This is a genomic window from Aquaspirillum sp. (assembly GCF_055136605.1).
The window spans coordinates 1-18,776 of sequence record NZ_JBSQVP010000020.1; the positions used below are offsets into that span (position 1 = coordinate 1).

The 18,776-nt window shown below is 49.8% G+C and carries 17 protein-coding genes; 7 read left to right on the forward strand and 10 right to left on the reverse strand.

Translation table 11 applies throughout. From position 1 onward, the window contains the following. Positions 1–77: 77 nt before the first annotated feature. Positions 78–2,354: a 5-methyltetrahydropteroyltriglutamate--homocysteine S-methyltransferase gene (gene metE, locus ACTBZS_RS05030; RefSeq protein WP_463043461.1), complete on the reverse strand. Its 2,277-nt coding sequence runs from the start codon at positions 2,352–2,354 to the stop codon at positions 78–80. A gap of 94 nt (positions 2,355–2,448) precedes the next feature. Here metE and ACTBZS_RS05035 point away from each other — a divergent pair, with 94 nt between their 5' ends. Next, complete coding sequence (locus ACTBZS_RS05035) at positions 2,449–3,384, forward strand: LysR family transcriptional regulator (RefSeq protein ID WP_463043462.1); 936 nt, start codon at positions 2,449–2,451, stop codon at positions 3,382–3,384. Here ACTBZS_RS05035 and ACTBZS_RS05040 read toward each other — a convergent pair. From ACTBZS_RS05040 to glnA, 4 genes are all read right to left on the reverse strand, one after another. Beyond that, positions 3,364–4,272, reverse strand: coding sequence for a hypothetical protein (locus ACTBZS_RS05040; protein ID WP_463043463.1), 909 nt, complete (start codon positions 4,270–4,272; stop codon positions 3,364–3,366). The two genes, ACTBZS_RS05035 and ACTBZS_RS05040, sit on opposite strands and share 21 nt — an antisense overlap. An 81-nt stretch (positions 4,273–4,353) precedes the next feature. Next, complete coding sequence (gene ntrC, locus ACTBZS_RS05045; protein ID WP_460430820.1) at positions 4,354–5,763, reverse strand: nitrogen regulation protein NR(I); 1,410 nt, start codon at positions 5,761–5,763, stop codon at positions 4,354–4,356. Continuing rightward, complete coding sequence (gene glnL / locus ACTBZS_RS05050) at positions 5,760–6,857, reverse strand: nitrogen regulation protein NR(II) (protein ID WP_460430819.1); 1,098 nt, start codon at positions 6,855–6,857, stop codon at positions 5,760–5,762. The genes ntrC and glnL overlap by 4 nt, the downstream gene beginning before the upstream one ends. A 605-nt stretch (positions 6,858–7,462) precedes the next feature. Beyond that, a complete protein-coding gene (gene glnA, locus ACTBZS_RS05055; protein ID WP_022652531.1) occupies positions 7,463–8,881 on the reverse strand; it encodes a glutamate--ammonia ligase in 1,419 nt (472 codons plus the stop codon). A gap of 399 nt (positions 8,882–9,280) precedes the next feature. Between glnA and ACTBZS_RS05060 the strand changes: the two genes are divergently transcribed. The 5 genes from ACTBZS_RS05060 to prmC all read left to right on the forward strand — a co-directional run bounded on the left by ACTBZS_RS05060 (position 9,281) and on the right by prmC (position 13,732). Beyond that, positions 9,281–9,733: a rhodanese-like domain-containing protein gene (locus tag ACTBZS_RS05060; RefSeq protein WP_463043464.1), complete on the forward strand. Its 453-nt coding sequence runs from the start codon at positions 9,281–9,283 to the stop codon at positions 9,731–9,733. A 36-nt stretch (positions 9,734–9,769) separates the two neighbouring features. Continuing rightward, positions 9,770–10,591, forward strand: a complete 822-nt coding sequence (aroE, locus tag ACTBZS_RS05065; protein WP_463043465.1) for a shikimate dehydrogenase — start codon at positions 9,770–9,772, stop codon at positions 10,589–10,591. Beyond that, entirely contained in the window at positions 10,588–11,280 is a 693-nt protein-coding gene (gene mtgA, locus ACTBZS_RS05070) for a monofunctional biosynthetic peptidoglycan transglycosylase (protein WP_460430816.1), read from the forward strand. Before aroE ends, mtgA begins: the two co-directional genes overlap by 4 nt. A 182-nt stretch (positions 11,281–11,462) precedes the next feature. Beyond that, positions 11,463–12,899: a magnesium transporter gene (gene mgtE, locus ACTBZS_RS05075; protein ID WP_460430815.1), complete on the forward strand. Its 1,437-nt coding sequence runs from the start codon at positions 11,463–11,465 to the stop codon at positions 12,897–12,899. Positions 12,900–12,907: 8 nt separating this feature from the next. Next, positions 12,908–13,732: a peptide chain release factor N(5)-glutamine methyltransferase gene (gene prmC / locus ACTBZS_RS05080; protein ID WP_463043466.1), complete on the forward strand. Its 825-nt coding sequence runs from the start codon at positions 12,908–12,910 to the stop codon at positions 13,730–13,732. A gap of 65 nt (positions 13,733–13,797) precedes the next feature. On the opposite strand, the gene ACTBZS_RS05085 is transcribed toward prmC, so the two are convergent. Further along, positions 13,798–14,286: an FKBP-type peptidyl-prolyl cis-trans isomerase gene (locus ACTBZS_RS05085; protein WP_460430813.1), complete on the reverse strand. Its 489-nt coding sequence runs from the start codon at positions 14,284–14,286 to the stop codon at positions 13,798–13,800. 173 nt (positions 14,287–14,459) lie between these two features. Here ACTBZS_RS05085 and ACTBZS_RS05090 point away from each other — a divergent pair, with 173 nt between their 5' ends. Next, the gene (locus tag ACTBZS_RS05090) at positions 14,460–15,596 is read left to right on the forward strand and encodes a JmjC domain-containing protein (protein ID WP_463043467.1); all 1,137 of its coding nucleotides are present in this window, start codon (positions 14,460–14,462) and stop codon (positions 15,594–15,596) included. 241 nt (positions 15,597–15,837) lie between these two features. Here the strand turns inward: ACTBZS_RS05090 and ACTBZS_RS05095 are convergent, their stop codons facing one another. The 4 genes from ACTBZS_RS05095 to bamC form a co-directional block, all read right to left on the reverse strand. After that, on the reverse strand, positions 15,838–16,332 hold the full coding sequence (locus tag ACTBZS_RS05095) for a hypothetical protein (protein WP_463043468.1): 495 nt from the start codon (positions 16,330–16,332) through the stop codon (positions 15,838–15,840). Continuing rightward, positions 16,286–16,846, reverse strand: coding sequence for a rhodanese-like domain-containing protein (locus ACTBZS_RS05100; protein ID WP_463043469.1), 561 nt, complete (start codon positions 16,844–16,846; stop codon positions 16,286–16,288). Before ACTBZS_RS05100 ends, ACTBZS_RS05095 begins: the two co-directional genes overlap by 47 nt. 72 nt (positions 16,847–16,918) lie before the next feature. Beyond that, on the reverse strand, positions 16,919–17,542 hold the full coding sequence (locus tag ACTBZS_RS05105) for an FMN-binding negative transcriptional regulator (protein ID WP_463043470.1): 624 nt from the start codon (positions 17,540–17,542) through the stop codon (positions 16,919–16,921). 88 nt (positions 17,543–17,630) lie between these two features. Beyond that, entirely contained in the window at positions 17,631–18,764 is a 1,134-nt protein-coding gene (gene bamC, locus ACTBZS_RS05110) for an outer membrane protein assembly factor BamC (protein WP_463043471.1), read from the reverse strand. Positions 18,765–18,776: the final 12 nt, after the last annotated feature.

Sequence of the window (18,776 nt, forward strand, 5' to 3'; positions counted from 1 at the left end):
CGAGATCTACACGCGTAAGATCGTCGGCAGCGTCAGATGTGTATAAGAGACAGGTGCCCACCCTACTCAAAGCCGATTTAGGCATTTGCTAATCGCTGGCGCAGTTGTTCAGTGGCGCGCAGCATGGCGGTTAACGCCGCTTCGGTTTCTGGCCAACCACGGGTTTTGAGGCCGCAATCTGGATTCACCCACAGCCGCGATGCTGGAATGACTGCTAAAGCTTTTTCCAACAGCCGAACTATGTCCGCCTCAGTCGGCACACGTGGGCTATGAATGTCATACACACCGGGGCCAATTTCATTTGGATAGGCAAATTCACCAAAGGCATCCAGCAATTCCATATCAGACCGACTGGTTTCAATGGTAATCACATCGGCATCTAAAGCAGCAATAGCGGGCAGAATGTCGTTAAATTCGGAATAGCACATGTGGGTGTGAATCTGTGTGCTGTCGTTGACGGCCGAAGCCGAAACACGGAAAGCAAACCCTGCCCAATCTAAATAATCCTGCCATTGGCTGCGTTGTAACGGTAAACCTTCGCGGAAAGCCGGTTCATCGATTTGAATGACCGTAATCCCTGCTTGTTCGAGGTCTTTGACCTCGGCACGGATGGCTAAAGCAATATCCAAGCAGGTATCACGCCGTGGCTGGTCATCGCGGACAAACGACCATTGCAAAATGGTCACCGGCCCAGTCAACATCCCTTTCATGGGTTTATCGGTGAGACTTTGGGCAAATTGGCTCCACGCTACGGTCATTGCCGTTGGCCGGCTGACATCACCAAATAAAATCGGTGGCTTCACACAGCGGCTGCCATAACTTTGCACCCAGCCATTGCGGGTGAAAGCAAACCCTTCTAACTGTTCGCCGAAGTATTCCACCATGTCGTTGCGTTCGGCTTCACCATGAACCAACACATCCAAACCCAGCGCCAACTGTTTTTCGACTGCAAAGCGAATTTCCTGCTCCATCGCTTGTTGATAGCTGTGCTGATCAAGTTCGCCACGTTTGAAAGCGGCGCGGGCGCGGCGGATGTCGGGGGTTTGTGGGAAAGATCCAATGGTGGTGGTGGGCAATAAAGGTAGATTCAGCGCAGCTTTTTGTGCGGCGGCGCGTTGTGGGTAGGCACCATGGCGTTGACCATCAGCGGCAGTGAGTGCCTCACGGGCAGCACGCACGGCCGCATTGACCACGCGAGGGCTCTTGGCACGACTGTCACGCGCATGGTCGCTGGCGGCTAATTCATTGGCAATACTGGCTTCGCCTTGATCGAGACCTCGACCTAACACTTTAATCTCATTCAGTTTTTGTGTTGCAAATGCCAACCAGCTTTTCAACTCGCTGTCTAATCCTGTCTCAAAAGCTAAATCAACAGGGGTATGCAACAGTGAACAACTGCTGGACAACCATAATTGCTGACCAAATTTGGCGGCGGCGGGTTTGAGCTGGGCGAGTTTTTGCGATAAATCTGCCCGCCACACATTGCGCCCATCAATGATCCCCACGGACAGCACGCGTTCGGCTGGCCATTGTTCTGTGAAGGCCGCCAATTGTGCGGGGGCCCGCACGACATCAATATGCACTCCTGCAATGGGTAAATCTTTTAGCAAAGGCAGTTGTTCTGCTACCGAGGCAAAGTAAGTGGTAAGCAGCAGCTTGCAGGGCTGAGCCGCGAGGGCTTGATAAGCAGTTAAGAAAGCCTGTTGCCATGCTGAATCTAATTCTAGGCCCAAGATCGGTTCATCGATTTGCACCCAATCAATGCCTCGGCCAGCCAATTGAGTCAGTAAATCGACATACAACGGCAAGAGGTCTGTTAATAGGCTGAGTCGATCAAAGTCCGCTTCTTTTTCTTTGCCTAAATAGAGAAAACTCACTGGGCCCAACAGCACTGGCTTGGCTGGAATGCCTAACGCTTGGGCTTCGCTCAGTTGGTTAAATAGGGTTGTTGGCTGTAATTGAAACACCGTTTGGCGGTCAAATTCTGGCACCAAATAGTGATAGTTGGTGTCAAACCACTTGGTCATTTCCAAGGCAGGTTGCTGGGCATTACCCCGTGCCAAGGCGAAATAATCTTCTGTGCTCAAGTTGGCAACATCCAAACCAAAACGGGCTGGCAGTGCGCCAAACAAGACTTGATGGTCGAGAACATGGTCGTACAAGGTGAAATCCCCTACGGCAATGCGTTCGATACCTGCCCCTTTTTGTAACAACCAATGTCGCTGGCGCAATTGGCGTGCGGTGGTGTGCAGTGCCTCAACGCTGCTTTCTCCGCGCCAAAATGCTTCTTGGGCTTGTTTTAATTCGCGCTGGGCGCCAATGCGGGGAAAACCAAGGGTGTGTAAGGTGGTCATAGCGAGTGCTCCATAAAAAATCACCCTGCCATGATGCACTCAGTTACAACATGAGGCAAAATCATGTTTTTTATTGTAAGGATGAAAAAAATTTATGTCGCGCTCTGTTTTGGAACTGCGTCATCTACGCACGATGTTAACTTTACAAGAAACGGGGAGCGTTTCTGCGGCTGCCCAGCGGCTACATCTGACGCAATCGGCTTTGTCACATCAACTTAAGGCCTTAGAAACCCATTACAACACCCAGCTATTTGATCGACGACGGCAACCTTTATGCGCCACACAAACCGGCCAACGGTTGTTGGCTTTGGCTCAGATGGTGTTGCCTGCTGTCGAAGAGGCTGAACGTGAATTAAGTCGTATGGTCGATGGTGAGGCAGGCTGTTTGCGGATTGCGGTGGAATGCCACACGTGTTTCGATTGGTTGATGCCAACAATGGACGATTTTCGTGCCCATTGGCGCGAGGTTGAACTGGATATTGTGTCCGGTTTTCATTCCGACCCAACAAGCTTATTGTTGACCCATCGTGCTGATTTGGCGGTGGTATCGGAATATGAACCCGATCCGGCGGTGTTTTATACCCCATTATTTCGTTATGAAATTATGGGGTTGTTGGCAAATGATCATCCTTTGGCAGAAAAGCCGCGTCTGTCGGCGGAGGATTTCCGCGATCAAACTTTAATTACCTATCCGGTGCCGGATGAAATGCTAGACCTTGTGCGGCAAGTGTTATTGCCTGCTGGAATCAATCCTGCACGGCGTACCTCAGAGCTTACTGTCGCTATCTTACAGTTGGTGGCCAGTCGCCGAGGGGTGGCGGCATTGCCGTTTTGGGCGGTGAAATCGTATGTGGATCGCCACTATATTTCGGCGCGGCCGATTGGCGAGGGAGGGTTATTTGGTGAGTTGTATGCGGTGGTGCGGCAAGAAGATGCCCATTTACCGTATATGGCCGATTTTTTACATACCATGCGCGAGGTCTGTGCCAGCGCATTGGCTGGTATTGCCTTACTGCCGTTGGTGGAGTGAATACACTGCCTGTTGTGCCAATTGTTCGGCCAAAGCCGCATCGCTACCTGCTAATAAAGTTAAGCCGGCTTGGCTGGCAAGGCTGCTGAGGATGGGTGGGATACGGCGGTGGCGGTCGAGGACGTAAAATTGTGTGTCTTGGCGCAAGGGCAGTGGGAGGTTATCTAATAGCTGTGCCACTTCCTTGACCAAACGCAGCGGAGGCAGGCCGGTGGGCGCCTGTAGCACATGAAAGCGTCGTAGTGTCTCATGGTGAATCAATGCTAACACTGCATGTTCGGGGGTGAGGTCTAATAAACCAACGGCTTGTTGTTTAGTTTGTGCGAGGGTGTGCGCGGTAGTGACGGTGGCAACTTGCGGTACGGCAACTAATAGACCCAGTAAATGAACCGCTTTAGACAGGGTTTGTAGTCGTTGTCGTGGGGCAAAAATGGCATGGCGTGTGACGGTGAGGGTTTGGCCGCTGTGTAAGGCGTGGAGTTGCGTTTGCCATTGGCCATCAATTTCATAATCAGCCGGCAGCTCAAGCAACATTAAGCTATGGGGTGTCAAAGGATGAGGCGCGGCACTATCATAAGCCTGTTTGAATGTTTCCCCATCGAGGGCTGTCGGGTGGTTGAGTTGGATACGGCTTTGATTGGTATGACTGGCCACCCAATCGGCAGGTAGCAAGGGATAGACTAAAGACGGTGGTTGAGCGCCCACTTGATAGGCTTGGTCGAGTAAAGCGGAAATATGATGGGCAAGATGATCAGTGGAATACCAATCTTGTGCTTGGATATCACGCTGACGTGACAAATGAATCAGCTGTGAGCCTTCAAGAATTGGAAAAGTAAGGACAAGTGCACGATCTGCCAGTAGCAGACTGGCCCCTGAACACATTGGCATGGAGAGAATTCCGCACAGAGCAAACAAACCTCCAGCATAACAAAGAACAGGCAGACAGCGCAGGGGGGCCTGCGCTGTGCCCTAGTCGTCGTGGCCGTCGTCGAGGTGTAATTCGTGGATTTTTCGCGTTAATGTGTTGCGACCAAAGCCAAGTAAATGGGCAGCTTCAACACGTCGGCCGCCGGTGTGTTGCAAGGCCACACGAATCAACGCTGCTTCAAAACTGCGGCTGAGGTCATCAATAATATTGGTCTCGCCGCGTTTGAGACGGGCTTCTGCTAAAGCAGCCAAGGCACTGAGCCAATCTCCATGATGTTGAACCACGCCAGAGGGCGGTTCATCGCGAAACTCGGGTGGTAAGTCGCCGACTTCTACGGTTTGCCCGGGTGCCATCACCGTTAACCAATGACACAGATTTTCTAGCTGGCGCACATTGCCGTGGAACGGTGCGCTTTTCATCACTTCTAATGCGGCATCGGATAAGCGTTTCGCTTCCACCCCCAAACTCTGCGCGCTCTTTTGTAAAAAGTGGCGTGCCAGCAGGGGAATATCTTCTGTACGTTCTCGCAGCGGTGGCAGGCGTAGGCGGATCACATTCAATCGGTGAAATAAATCTTCCCGAAATAAACCTGCTTTGACCCGTTCTTCAAGATTTTGATGGGTGGCAGCAATGACCCGTACATTGGCCTTAATCGGAGTATGACCCCCAACACGATAAAACTGGCCATCAGACAACACCCGTAACAGGCGAGTTTGTAGCTCGGTCGGCATATCACCGATTTCATCTAAAAACAGTGTGCCTCCTTCAGCTTCTTCAAAACGGCCACGGCGTTGGGTGCTGGCGCCGGTGAAGGAACCACGTTCATGACCGAACAGCTCGCTTTCTAATAAATCGCGAGGAATGGCGGCGGTGTTGATGGCAATAAACGGTCGGTTAGCGCGGGTGGAATGTTGATGCAAAGCATGTGCAACCAATTCTTTGCCCGAGCCCGACTCGCCAGTAATCAACACCGTGACTGACGATTGCGCTAAACGGCCAATGGCGCGGAACACATCTTGCATCGCCGGTGCCTGACCCAGAATCACTTGGGCGGGACTGCTATCATCTTGCTCTTGTCCGGCGCGGTTAGCTTCGGTTAAAGCGCGTTCGACCAGTTGCACCGCATGATCAATGTCAAAGGGTTTGGGTAAATACTCAAAAGCCCCACCCTGAAAGGCGGCGACGGCTGAGTCCAGATCCGAATGGGCGGTCATCACAATCACCGGCAACTCTGGATACTCACCTTTCACTTTGGCAAGAAACTTTAAGCCATCGGTGCCGGGCATGCGGATGTCGCTGACGATCACCCGTGGCACACGGTCGTACATGGCATTGAGGGCGTCATCAGCACTGCTGAAACTTTCAAATTGAATCCCTGCCCGACTGAGTGCTTTTTCGAGCACCCAGCGTATAGACTTATCATCATCAATAATCCAAACAGGATGGGTCATGGTGTTTTTTCTCCCCCGTTATTCGGTTTGCTGGCAAAAGGTAGTAACACAGTAAAACAGGTGTAACCGGGGCGTGACTCAAAGTCGATGGCCCCTTGATGTTGGTGGACATAGGTTTGTGCCAATGTCAGGCCAAGGCCTGTGCCCTCGGCTCGGCCAGTGACCAACGGATAAAAAATATGGTCTTTTAGCTCGGCGGGAATGCCGGGGCCGTTATCGATAATCTGTAATTGCAACGCCAATTGATAACGTTTGCGGGCAAGGGTGACTTGTCGTGCGACACGGGTACGCAACACAATATCACCCACCCCGTGCATCGCTTGTACGCCATTGCGGACAATGTTTAATACCACTTGGATCAATTGTTCCTTATCTGCAAGCAGAGGTGGCAAACTGGTATCGTAGTCGCGCTCTAAACTCAGTCCATGCGGATATTCTGCCAAGACCACACTACGCACCCGTTCTAACACTTCGTGAATATTGACCTCAACTTGTTGATGTTTGCGGCTAGGGGTGAGTAAACGATCAACGAGCGACTGTAGCCGCAACGCCTCTTGGGTAATCACATCAAGGTATTCGCGCAGTTCGGGTCGTTCTGCCAACTCCAAGGCCAATAATTGTGCTGCACCGCGTATCCCACCCAAAGGGTTTTTAATTTCATGTGCCAAATTACGGATTAGCTCACGGTTGGCTTGTTGTTGGATTAACAGGCGTTCCTCGTTGGCAATTCGTAAATGTTGTTCCACGGGCCGCAGCTCAATCAGCGCAGCACACTGCGGATGTTCAATAGGGGTGATGGTGCACAACACATGAAGATGTTGTTGTTGGCAGGTGTCGAGCTCGAGGTCGTGTTCGGTAAAACTGACGTTGTTACCGATGGCCGTTTTTAAGCCATTCAGCAGACGCCGGCTATCGACAAAGAGGGTGTGGAGTTGGTGTCGTAGTAATTCACGACAGCCAAGCGCAAGCAGGTTTTCTGCAGCAGGGTTGACATAACGTAGGGCTCCGGCCTGATCGACAGCAATCAGGGCAGTATCGAGCAGTTCAAAACCACAAAATTGACGGTTTAGCGGGTTGTCTTGACGGGCGTTCATCGCAGTGCGCTCCTTTATCGAACACGATAAAGCAATAAGCAGGCCATTTTTTTACCAGAGGATGTCCCGATACGGCGCGTATCGTCCAAAAAAGAAGCAAGCTTTCGCACTGTTTTGGTGCGTCAAATTCAAGCAAATCCAGTCATGTCGCGTGCAATCGCCTGTTGATGCGGTGGATGGCCGCAAATCGTGGTGTACCGGCGCAATGCTTGCTTGGCATGGCTGTTCTTTAAGGACAGTCGGCGCGTATTGTTGGGCCTGTTGTTGATGGTGTCATGCTGTTTGAACAGGCAGACAAGCGTGATTGAAGGCGCTGATCTGGGAGGGTGGGGGATGAGCGGTGTTGATACGGGGTGAAGCGGAGGGAACGCGATAATCGAAAGCGTAGGGGTGAGATATTGTGGTGTGGGTGGGCTGATAAACGTTGTGTAACCATGCTGGCGTACCTAGCCTCATGCTGCTGCCGCCCAGTAACAAAAGACGCAACACAGATATCCCCTCAAATCAATGGATTTAGCCACTATCATAACGGTTTTTTATGCAAACCCATGCAAAAAGGCGGTGTTGCCACCGCCTTTTTTAGCTTAATTTGATCGAACTAAGGATTACAGCGAGTAGTACAGATCAAATTCAACAGGTGTGGTAGTCATACGGTTCAGGTTGACTTCTTGCATCTTCAATTCGATGTAAGCGTCAATGAATTCGTTCGAGAACACACCACCACGAGTCAAGAACTCGCGGTCTTTGTCCAACGCATCCAGTGCTTCTTCCAACGAAGCACATACGGTTGGGATCAGTTTGTCTTCTTCTGGTGGCAGATCGTACAGGTTTTTGTCTGCTGGATCGCCGGGGTGAATCTTGTTCTGAATACCATCCAAACCAGCCATCAACAGCGCAGCGAAGCACATGTATGGGTTGGCCAGTGGATCAGGGAAACGTGCCTCGATACGGCGGGCTTTTTCGCTGGCCACGTGAGGGATACGGATGGAAGCCGAACGGTTTTTCGCCGAGTAGGCCAGTTTCACCGGTGCTTCGTAGTGTGGCACTAAACGCTTGTAGGAGTTGGTACCTGGGTTGGTGATGGCGTTCAATGCTTTAGCGTGCTTGATGATACCGCCGATGTAGTACAGCGCAGTTTCAGACAGGCCTGCGTATTGGTCGCCAGCAAACAAGTTTTTGCCGTCTTTCCAAATCGATTGGTGAACGTGCATACCCGAGCCGTTGTCGCCAACGATAGGCTTAGGCATAAAGGTTGCTGTTTTGCCATAGCTGTGTGCTACGTTGTGTACCACATATTTCAGAATTTGGGTCCAGTCAGCACGTTGAGTTAAGGTGCTGAATTTGGTACCAATTTCGTTCTGACCTGCGGTGGCCACTTCGTGATGGTGCACTTCAACTGGCACGCCCATTTCTTCCAAAGTCAACACCATCGCAGAACGCAAGTCTTGCGAAGAATCGACTGGAGGCACTGGGAAGTAGCCGCCTTTCACGCGAGGACGGTGGCCGGTGTTGCCGCCTTCGTATTTCTCGCTAGAAGACCATGCAGCTTCTTGTGCTTCGATCTTGAGGTGACAGCCGGACATATCCACGCCCCATGTCACGCTGTCGAAAATAAAGAATTCAGGTTCTGGGCCAAAGAAAGCGGTATCGCCCAAGCCAGAGGCTTTCAGATAGGCTTCAGCGCGTTTGGCAATCGAACGTGGGCAACGGTCGTAGCCTTTGCCATCAGCAGGATCGACCACATCACATGTCATGATCAATGTGGGTTCGTCAAAGAACGGGTCGATATTGGCCGTTGCTGGGTCGGCCATCAGCAGCATGTCGGAAGCTTGGATCCCTTTCCAGCCTGCAATCGAAGAACCGTCAAACGCGTGACCGTGTTCGAACCATTCTTCAGCGTCTTCAGTGAGGACGTGAGCAGGGATGGTAACGTGCTGTTCTTTGCCACGCGTATCAGTAAAACGCAGGTCAACGAATTTCACGTCGTTTTCTTCGATCATCTTCAAAACATCAGCAACCGCCATGGTGTTCTCCTGAAAATTCAGATGCAGATTCGGTTTATTTCTGTGGGTGGGTCTTGTTACTGCCACTAGCGCGTTTTCTTAAAGCAGGAAGCGTGCCATCTAAACAAACCGCTTAAAATCGCTTAGCAAAAGCCTATTTTGCCCGCGAAACGCTATTGTGCCATGCCGTTACAGTTTCTGGGGTGGCTGTTTTTGCTCATTTTTGGTGCAATGCAAAATAAATTGCACCAATAGTGTGCTTTTGCCAATTTTAGGTCACAAAATGGGGCGGGCAGTGAAAGCATTGGCGGTGATTTCGCTTCTTTGACATAATCGGCTGCAGTCAAAATTGTAAGCCTGCTGTGTTGCAAAGCGATGTTGCCTCGCTTGCGACAATAAGACTATTGAAAGAGGAATGACATGACAGAGCTCGACACGCTTTTGCAAACTGCCGCCCAACGTGCACAACAACAGGGCTTGCCCTATGCTGGTCTGTTATTACCGACCGAGGCAGCGGCTTTATTGGCGATGCCTGAAGCAGACGCGGTTTTGGTGGATGTCCGCTCGGCGGCAGAATGGCAATTTGTTGGCCAAGTTCCACAGGCTGTTCATATCGAATACAAGTCGTTTCCCGGCATGGTATTAAACCCCAACTTTATTAGCAGCTTAAAAGCGCAGGTACCATCCGAGAAAAAAGTGTTATTTTTGTGCCGTTCTGGTGCACGTTCGCACGATACGGCGTGCCTTGCTGCCGCAGAGGGCTACACCGCGTTTAATATCTTAGAAGGCTTTGAAGGCGATTGTGATGCACAAGGGCATCGCGGTACCGTGAATGGCTGGAAGGTTTGCGGTCTGCCGTGGCAGCAGGGTTAATCATTTTGTCATTGCTTTTTTAGGAAAATGTCTCCTATGACCGATCGTTATGCTGTTGTGGGTAATCCGATTTCCCACAGTCAATCGCCTTTGATTCATGCGGAATTTGCCCGCCAAACCAGTCAAAAACTGACTTATGAGCGTTTGCTCGCGCCATTAGACGGCTTTGCAACCACTGTGCAGCAGTTTGTCAGCGAAGGCGGTAAAGGGGTCAATATTACGATTCCGTTTAAGCTCGAGGCACGGCAGATGGCAACACAACTGACCGAGCGTGCGCGATTGGCGGATGCGGTGAATACCTTAACTTTCAAAGAGGGTGAAATTTTTGGTGACAACACCGATGGCATCGGGCTAGTACGCGATATTGTACAAAACCTCGACTTTGCGATTGCTGGTAAACGGGTATTGGTATTGGGCGCAGGGGGGGCGGTGCGTGGTGTGCTGTTGCCTTTATTAGAGCAAAATCCTGCTAGCCTAACCGTGGTCAACCGAACTGTGAGTAAGGCACAAGACCTTGCAACGGCTTTTGCTGCCCAAGGCAAGATTGAAGCTTGCGGTTATGACGCCCTTCAGGGGCAACAGTTTGACATCATTATCAATGGTACGTCTTCTAGTCTGAATGACGAACTGCCTCCGATCCCGAATGGTCTCTTTGCCGAGGGCAGTTTGGCCTATGACATGATGTACTCGTCGGGTTTAACACCTTTCTTACGTCGGGGGCAGCAAGAAAATGCAGCGATGTTGGCCGATGGTTTGGGCATGTTGGTTGAACAAGCCGCCGAAGCCTTTTTAATCTGGCGTGGCGTGATGCCAGAAACCCGCACCGTGATGGGGTTGTTGCGTGAGGTGCTTTCTTGAGCTTGCGTAAGCGCATTGCACAAGTGGTCGGCATTTTGCTGGCCATTTGTTTTTTATATCAGCTATGGATTTTCGGTCATATTGTGTATTGGCGCTGGTATCCACCAGCGATGACCTCGTTTATGTCTGAACAACAAGCCCGCTTACAGCAAGACAATCCCGAGGCTGAGCTGCGTTATCAGTGGGTGGACTATCCCCATATCTCTTCACATCTCAAGCGCGCAATTGTGGCAAGTGAGGATGCTAAATTTCTCAATCACGATGGTTTTGATTGGGAAGGCATTCAAGATGCGTGGGAAAAAAATCTGCAAAAAGGCCGTATCGTGGCCGGCGGTTCAACCATTAGCCAACAATTAGCAAAAAATCTGTTTCTGTCTTCACAGCGGACACCGTGGCGGAAAGCGCAAGAGGCAGTGATTACGGTAATGCTAGAGATGGTGTTGGATAAACAACGCATCTTTGAGATTTATCTCAATGTCGTTGAATGGGGGGACGGTGTGTTTGGCGCAGAGGCGGCGGCACGACATTACTATCGAACGTCGGCAGCGAAATTAGCCAAGCCACAAGCGGCAAAATTGGCAGCCATGTTGCCGAATCCACGCTATTACGACAGCCATCGCAATGATCGCCGTTTATTAAGGAAAAGCGCCATTATTGTGCGGCGCATGACTTATGCGGACATTCCTTGATGCTTTTCTCGCCATACCTCGCTAAAATCTGCAACCTGTTCTCAATGCTCGGGCAATACCCGACCACGACAATGGACCTCCCCAGTCGATCTCAACACGATAGTTATTTGATTTTATTACCCGCCTGATGCTGCGGTGCATTGCTCATTGCCTGCACCGCCGCAGGCAATGAGGATGCACCTATGTCCGATAATCGCCACAATCCAGAAGGCCTCCACGCCAGCCTGCAACAGGTCATTGCATTGTTGCACCGCCATAAAATTGTCGAAGAATTGATTCATCGCCAAGACATGCCCAAACATGACTTAGTCGAAGATTTGGTGCATCGGCAAAATATCGTTGAATTACAAAAACGGCTTGATCAACTCCACCCTGCTGATGTGGCTTATATCCTTGAAGCTTTGCCATTAGAAGAACGTTTGTTGGTGTGGGATTTGGTGAAATCCGAGCGCGATGGCGAGATTTTGCTGGAGGTATCCGACGCCGTCCGCGAATCGCTGATTCAGTCAATGGATCGCGAAGAGTTGGTTGCTGCCGCAGAAAGCTTGGATGCTGACGAATTAGCCGATCTCGCACCCGATTTACCACAGCATGTCGTTCATGAAGTGATCGGCTCTTTAGATAGTAAAGAGCGTGAACAGTTGCAATCGGCGCTGTCTCACTCGGAAGAACAAGTGGGTAGTGTGATGGATTTTGACGTGGTCAAAATCCGCGCTGATGTGAAACTAGAGGTGGTATTGCGCTATTTGCGGCGCTTTGAAGAACTGCCGACCCACGCTGATAAAATTTTCGTCGTCGATGAGGATGAAATCCTGCAAGGGGTGTTACCGATCAATGTGTTGCTGGTCAATGATCCTGAGGCATTGGTTGAGGATGTGATGGCGCGTGATGTGGTGACTTTCCGACCTGATGAAGATTTGGGCGAGGCAGCACAAGCCTTTGAGCGTTATGACTTGGTATCAGCACCGGTAGTGACTCATGAAGGGAAGCTGATCGCACGAGTGACGATTGAGGCGATGGTGGACTACATCCGTGAAGAATCGGAAACCGAAGTATTAAATATGGCGGGTTTGAAAGAAGAGGAAGACCTCTTTGCACCAGTGATTCGTTCTGTGCAAAACCGTTGGGCATGGTTAGCGATCAATTTGATTACCGCATTTGTCGCCAGTCGCGTGATTGGGGTATTTGAAGATGCGATTGAAAAATTGGTTGCGTTGGCTGCCTTGATGCCGATTGTTGCAGGCATTGGTGGCAATTCTGGTAACCAAACCATCACCATGATTGTGCGTGCTTTGGCTTTGGGGCAATTACAGCCAAATAATATCTCGCGCTTGTGGCGTAAAGAAATTGGGGTTGCCGTAGTCAACGGGGTGGTGTGGGGCGGTTTGATTGGTTTGATTGCCTTTATTTTGTATGGTAGTCCTTCGCTGGGTGTGGTAATGACCGCTGCCATGACCTTAAATTTAATGTTGGCAGCAACCATGGGCGTCTTGGTACCGTTACTGATGGTACGTTTTGGGCGTGATCCAGCAATGGGCTCCTCGGTGATGATTACAGCATGTACCGATTCCGGTGGTTTCTTTATTTTCTTGGGCCTTGCCACGCTATTCTTATTGTGAGGATGGGAATGTCATCTACCATCGCTGAGCTATTGCAAGTCAGTCAACTACCGCGCTTAGAGGCGCGGTTGTTGTTAGAGCAGGTCACGGGCTATTCTCGTGTGCAGCAAACCACCTATCCAGAACGGGTTATTCCAAGATCACAAGCAGAAACCTTTTTGACGCTCTGTCAACGGCGGCAACAGGGTGAGCCGATTGCTTATCTACTTGGCTGGCGCGAATTTTATGGCCGTGAGTTTGCTGTCTCTCCTGCAACATTAATTCCACGACCCGAAACCGAATTGTTGGTTGAATGGGCGTTAACACGTCCGGTTACCCATCAGCCAATGCGTTATCTCGATTTAGGAACCGGCAGCGGTGTGATTGCAACCTCTTTGGCACTAGAACACGCCGCTGCTCATGTTACAGCCACGGACTTTTCCAGTGCTGCACTAGCTGTGGCTGAGGAAAATGCTAAACGATTAGGTGCTCAGGTGACGTTCTATCAGGGCTCATGGTGGCAAGCGCTTGCCGCGTGTCCTGCACCACAGTGGGATGTCATCGTTTCAAATCCACCCTATATCGCAGCGCAAGATCAACACCTACAGCAAGGCGATCTACGTTTTGAACCACAACACGCTTTAACCGATGGTCAAGATGGCTTGTCGGCGTTGACGACGATTATTGAAGCAGCACCATTGTATTTGGTTTCAGGCGGTTGGTTGGGGCTAGAGCACGGTTTTGACCAAGGTGAGGCGGTGCGAAAAGCACTACAACAGCGCGGCTTTTGTGAGGTGGTGACCGAGCGTGATTTAGCAGGTGTAGAGCGAATCACTGTCGGGCGTTATGCTTGAGAAAATAAAAAAATGCCGCAGTATCGCGGCATTTTTTCTGTCATTCCGACCAGATCAAGCACTGATTAGTGATGATGGTGGCCGTCATGCACATGGCCGTGGTCAATTTCTTCCGCAGTTGCTTCGCGTACGCTGGCAACAGTGGCTTCAAAACGCAGGGTTTGGCCGGCTAAAGGATGGTTGCCGTCAACAGTGACTTGACCATCGGTGATGTCGGTGACACGGAACACAATCACATCACCGGTTTCGGGATCATCGGCTTCGAACATCATGCCGACTTCTAATTCGATGTCTTCTGGGAAAACATCGATTGGCTCTTGGCGCACCAATTCTGGTTCGTGGTCGCCAAAAGCCTCTTCAGCTTGCATGGTGACATCAATTTGATCGCCAACTTGCTTGCCTTGCAGTTGTTCTTCAACCAGCGGGAAAATACCGTCATAACCGCCATGCAGGTAGGTCATGGGTTCTTCAGGCTGAGTCTGGTCGATCAGTTGGTTATCTGCATCATACATTTTGTAATGCAGAGAAACGACGGTATTTTTGATGATTTGCATAAGGAGTGTCCATCTGCGTAAAAAGCGAAAAAGGCGGATGATGGGTAGGGTGTGGTGCATCAGAAATGGCCATCAGCCCCACTCAAACATCGTGCTAATTATCGCACAAATTCGCCCGAGCGGCCCGCCGCCCATGTTATGTTTGCGATTTATCGCGTCTAGGATTCAAAAAAATGAAAGATCAAGCCATTCCGCTATTGGGAGGTCTGACTGCTGAGGCTTTCTTAGCCGAATACTGGCAGAAAAAACCGTTGTTGATTCGTCATGCCGTACAAGACCTCGACCCCATTGTCGATTTTTCTGTTTTAAAACAGCTGGCTGTTCGCGACGATGTTGAGTCACGTTTGGTGGAGTATCGTGCCAATCGTTGGCATTTGGAACAAGGCCCTTTCCGTCCGAGTCGGTTTCAACGGTTGCCAGAAACCGATTGGACTTTGCTGGTCCAAAGCGTTAACCACCATCTCCCGCATATTGCCGATTTATTGTGGCGTTTTGATTTCATTCCTTATGCCCGATTAGATGATTTGATGATTTCTTATGCGCCACCAGGCGGCACAGTTGGTCCACATTTTGATTCTTATGATGTGTTTTTATTGCAGGTTGGTGGCAAAAAGCGTTGGCAAATTTCTGCTCAATCCGAAGCACAATTAGGTTTGGTAGAGGATGCCCCATTAAAAATTCTGAAATCTTTTGTTGCCGACCAAACATGGGAATTAGAAGAAGGCGATATGCTGTATTTGCCGCCTAAATATGCCCATTACGGGGTGGCATTAGAGCCTGGAATGACTTATTCAATTGGTTTTAGAGCACCAAGCGCACAAGAATTAGCCAACCAGTTTTTAGTGCATCTACAAGATCATTTATGTTTGGATGGTCATTATGCCGATCCCGATTTAAGTTGGCAGGCCAATCCCGCCGAGATCAGTCCAGCGATGGTGGCGCAGATTAGCCAAATGCTGGCCAAAATTCAGTGGAATCATCATACAATCGGCGATTTTCTCGGACGTTACCTGACTGAACCCAAAGCGCATGTCTTTTATGATCCTCCTGAAGATCCACTAGATGAGGCGGCTTTCCTGAGTTGTTGGCAGGCAGGTAATGCACTGGTGCTAGACCTGAAAACACAGTTGTTAAGCTATCAAAGCAGTTTTTATGTGAATGGTGAAAAATTAGAAGTCCCTTATCAAGATATGACTTGGTGGGCGGATTTTGCGGCAAAAAGACGCGCAAACTATGCCGATTTGTCTAGCGAAACCGTGAATTTGTTATATGACGCTTATCTTTGCGGGTATTGGCAATTTCAAAACTAACTAATGATGTTGCATTCCTACAACGAAAATTGCTGCACTGCACTATATTTTGTTGTGTTAGGTCAACTTATTGTATTGACTTTGCTATCATGGCGATGAATTTAAAGGTCAGCAGATTTTCCGCGATGTTGTACAAACCCTTTCATTCTTCAAACATATCGTTACATTTTTGCTGTGACGGATGCGTTGGAAAATCGGGTTTCTATGGTAGAATCTGCACCACTTTAAGAAATCGCTGTTGTCAGGTAAAGCAAGGGATACGAGCAATATCTGACGAAGTTATGTGTTTGTATAAACGTGTCCATTTCTCGTGAAAAGGTAACCATAATGAAACAACAATCTCTCCTCGTTGCTGCTCTGTTGGCTTTGGCTTTGACTGCTTGCGGTAAAAAAGAAGAACCAGCACCTGCTGCTGAAGCTGCACCAGCGCCTGCTGCTGAAGCACCTGCTGCTGCTCCAGCCGACGCAGCTGCACCTGCTGCTCCAGCTGACGCTGCTGCACCTGCTGCTGCTCCAGCCGACGCAGCTGCACCTGCTGCTCCAGCTGACGCTGCTGCGCCTGCCGCTGCTCCAGCTGACGCTGCTGCTGCCCCAGCTGCAACCGAAGAGAAAAAACAGTAATCTGATTGCTGTTTCTCTGAAGTAAAAAAAGCCGACTGTTACCAGTCGGCTTTTTTGTTTCGAATTGCCTACGGTTTTGGTGCAGGCTCACCATTGCGATAAACTTTTTCTGCATTCATCTTGCTGCTCCATGGTAAGCCACTATTTTGCCAACCATTCTGGATACGAAAGCCTTTTTTCTCGCCTTCTTTCAAAGCATCCCCCTGAAAACCGTGAACTACATAGCGAGCATTTTGAAATCCCTGTTGTCTTAAGAATGCAGCGCTGGGTTCTCCTCTCTCGCTACCAGAACGACACATGGTAATGATCTCTGCATTTTTATTCCAGCCACGTTTTTGTAATGCTTGTTCGATTTCATTCACGAATTTGGGATTTTGATATAGTCGAAATACATTTCGCTTTTCATCCCAGCGTGTACGGTCAACTAACAGATAAGGAATGTTGATGTGTACGCTATCAGTAAAGCCAGTGAACATAATTTCGACTGGATCACGTACGTCAATCAATAACGCCTCATTGTTCTTTGCCTTTTCATAGGCTTCAGCTGCACTCATTGCTATATCAACAGCAAAACTGGTACTGCTCAAGATAGCAAGAGCAAGTCCACACACCATTTTTTGTATCTTCACGATCTCTCCTAGAATTAAATAAAATAATAATATACATTATGTTTAATTGTTTGTGTCAGTGAATGGAAAATTTCAATCTTTGTTCTGCATCAGCTTGGCCATTTCTAGCGAAAGCCCTTCGCTGCTCAGCCCTGCTATCACACCTCGTTGATCTGCTGCTGTGCGGTTCTGGCTGATTTTCCACTTGCCCTCAATCTGGCAGATCGGAATTTCAACCCCAACAATCCCTTTCAATTGCTGTTCGATAAATGTTTCAGGTGCGTCGTTGACCCGCCATGGGTGTGGCCGTGTTTGTTCTTGTTGGTCGGTCAGTTGCTCAACCTGTGCTCGCAACCAAGCTGCATCTTCTATCAGTTTCGCCTTGCCCCTTGCTTGTACCATCACAAAATTCCACGTTGGTACGACTTTGCCTTGTTCGGCTTTGGATGGATACCAAGATGGTGACACATAAGCCTCAGGGCCTTGAAAGACCACTAACACCTCTCTGTCTTGCTGTAAGTCTTTGAGTTGGCTATTGCCTCGTGCTAAGTGGGCATGCAGCGTGCCATATTCACCAACAGGAGAAAGAGAAAAAGGAATCAAATTGGCGGTGAGGCCACTTTCTCCGGTGGTGATTAACATCGCAAGAGGATGTTTTTTGATGACCTCATGTAGTTTGTCGAGATGTTGTTCGCGAAACAATGTAGGGCAGTACATGGGATTGTCTCTGGACTTGAAACGATACGAAGAAAAAAGGGCGATTCGTATGAACCGCCCTTTGGCTGCTGTTGGGTAACAGAGAGGATTAGTTCAGCTGTTGTTGCAGCGCACGCAAAATAGAACTGCTTTGTTGTTCCGACAAGGGATGGCCTTGTGGATCCAACAGTTGAATGCGAGTTTGGTTTTCTGCTGCACCGCTTAATTTCACTTGTAAGGCGGGTTGCTTATTCGTCGCGGTGTCACTGCCTTTACTACGCCAGAAGGCGAGGCTAGACCAGAATCCACCGTCGTCTTTCTTATCCAACTCAGTTTGTGCTGGGCGGACATAATACACCCCCGCTTGACGATTGCGGTCAACCACCACCAAACCTGCACGATCTAAAGCCAAACCACTGCGGCGCCATGCCCGATCAAATGGATCATTGACGACAACGCTGTTACCTTCAATACGGGCGCGAGTCGTCGCTGGGGCGACTTGGCTATTTTTGATTTCTTCGCGGGCTTTTTCTTCGTTCAAGCCAAGGCGCAACATAAAGCGGCCAAGCAGTTCCGCTTCTAACTCTGGATCAGCTGCACGGGCTTGCCACATGGTTTGGCCCTTGCTCTCATCCGAGTACACCTCAACTAAACCGCGATGCGTGAAATAAACCTCGGTACCTTGTGCACCACGCTCGATTCGGACACGGAATTTATCGCGTTCGGGCGTCGAATACAGACCATCTAAACCCACTTTTGACAACAAGAAGCGCACGCCATCCTGTGGCAGTTTGGCACGATTTTCCGCCCAGTCGGTTTCCATCAAACCCAATTTAGGCTCATTGGTTTTAATCACAAAACCATTGTCTTGCCAGAACTCTTCCAAAATTGGCCATAAGGCTTCTGGCGTTTGGGTAACCCGCAGCCAGCGTTGTGAGCCATCGCGCTCTAACTTCACATTAGGCACATTGACCAATACCCCTTGTTTGCCTTTGGCCTCGCTTTGTTGCTTGTTCAATGCTGCCTGTTGAGCGGCATTGGCGCTGACTGTGCCTTTGGGTAAGGCATAGGTATTTTTCAGCTCGGGCGTCGTGAGATCGGGAGGGACTTCAAGTGCGCCTTTGCGGTTAGGATCCGCTGATTGGTAGTCTAGCTTTTTGCCGGCAAGGGGTTCGGTATTGCTGCTGCAGGCAGCTAAACCACCTGCTGCTAACAGCAAGAGAGTGACAAAACGAGCCTTCATGGTTTTCCTTCT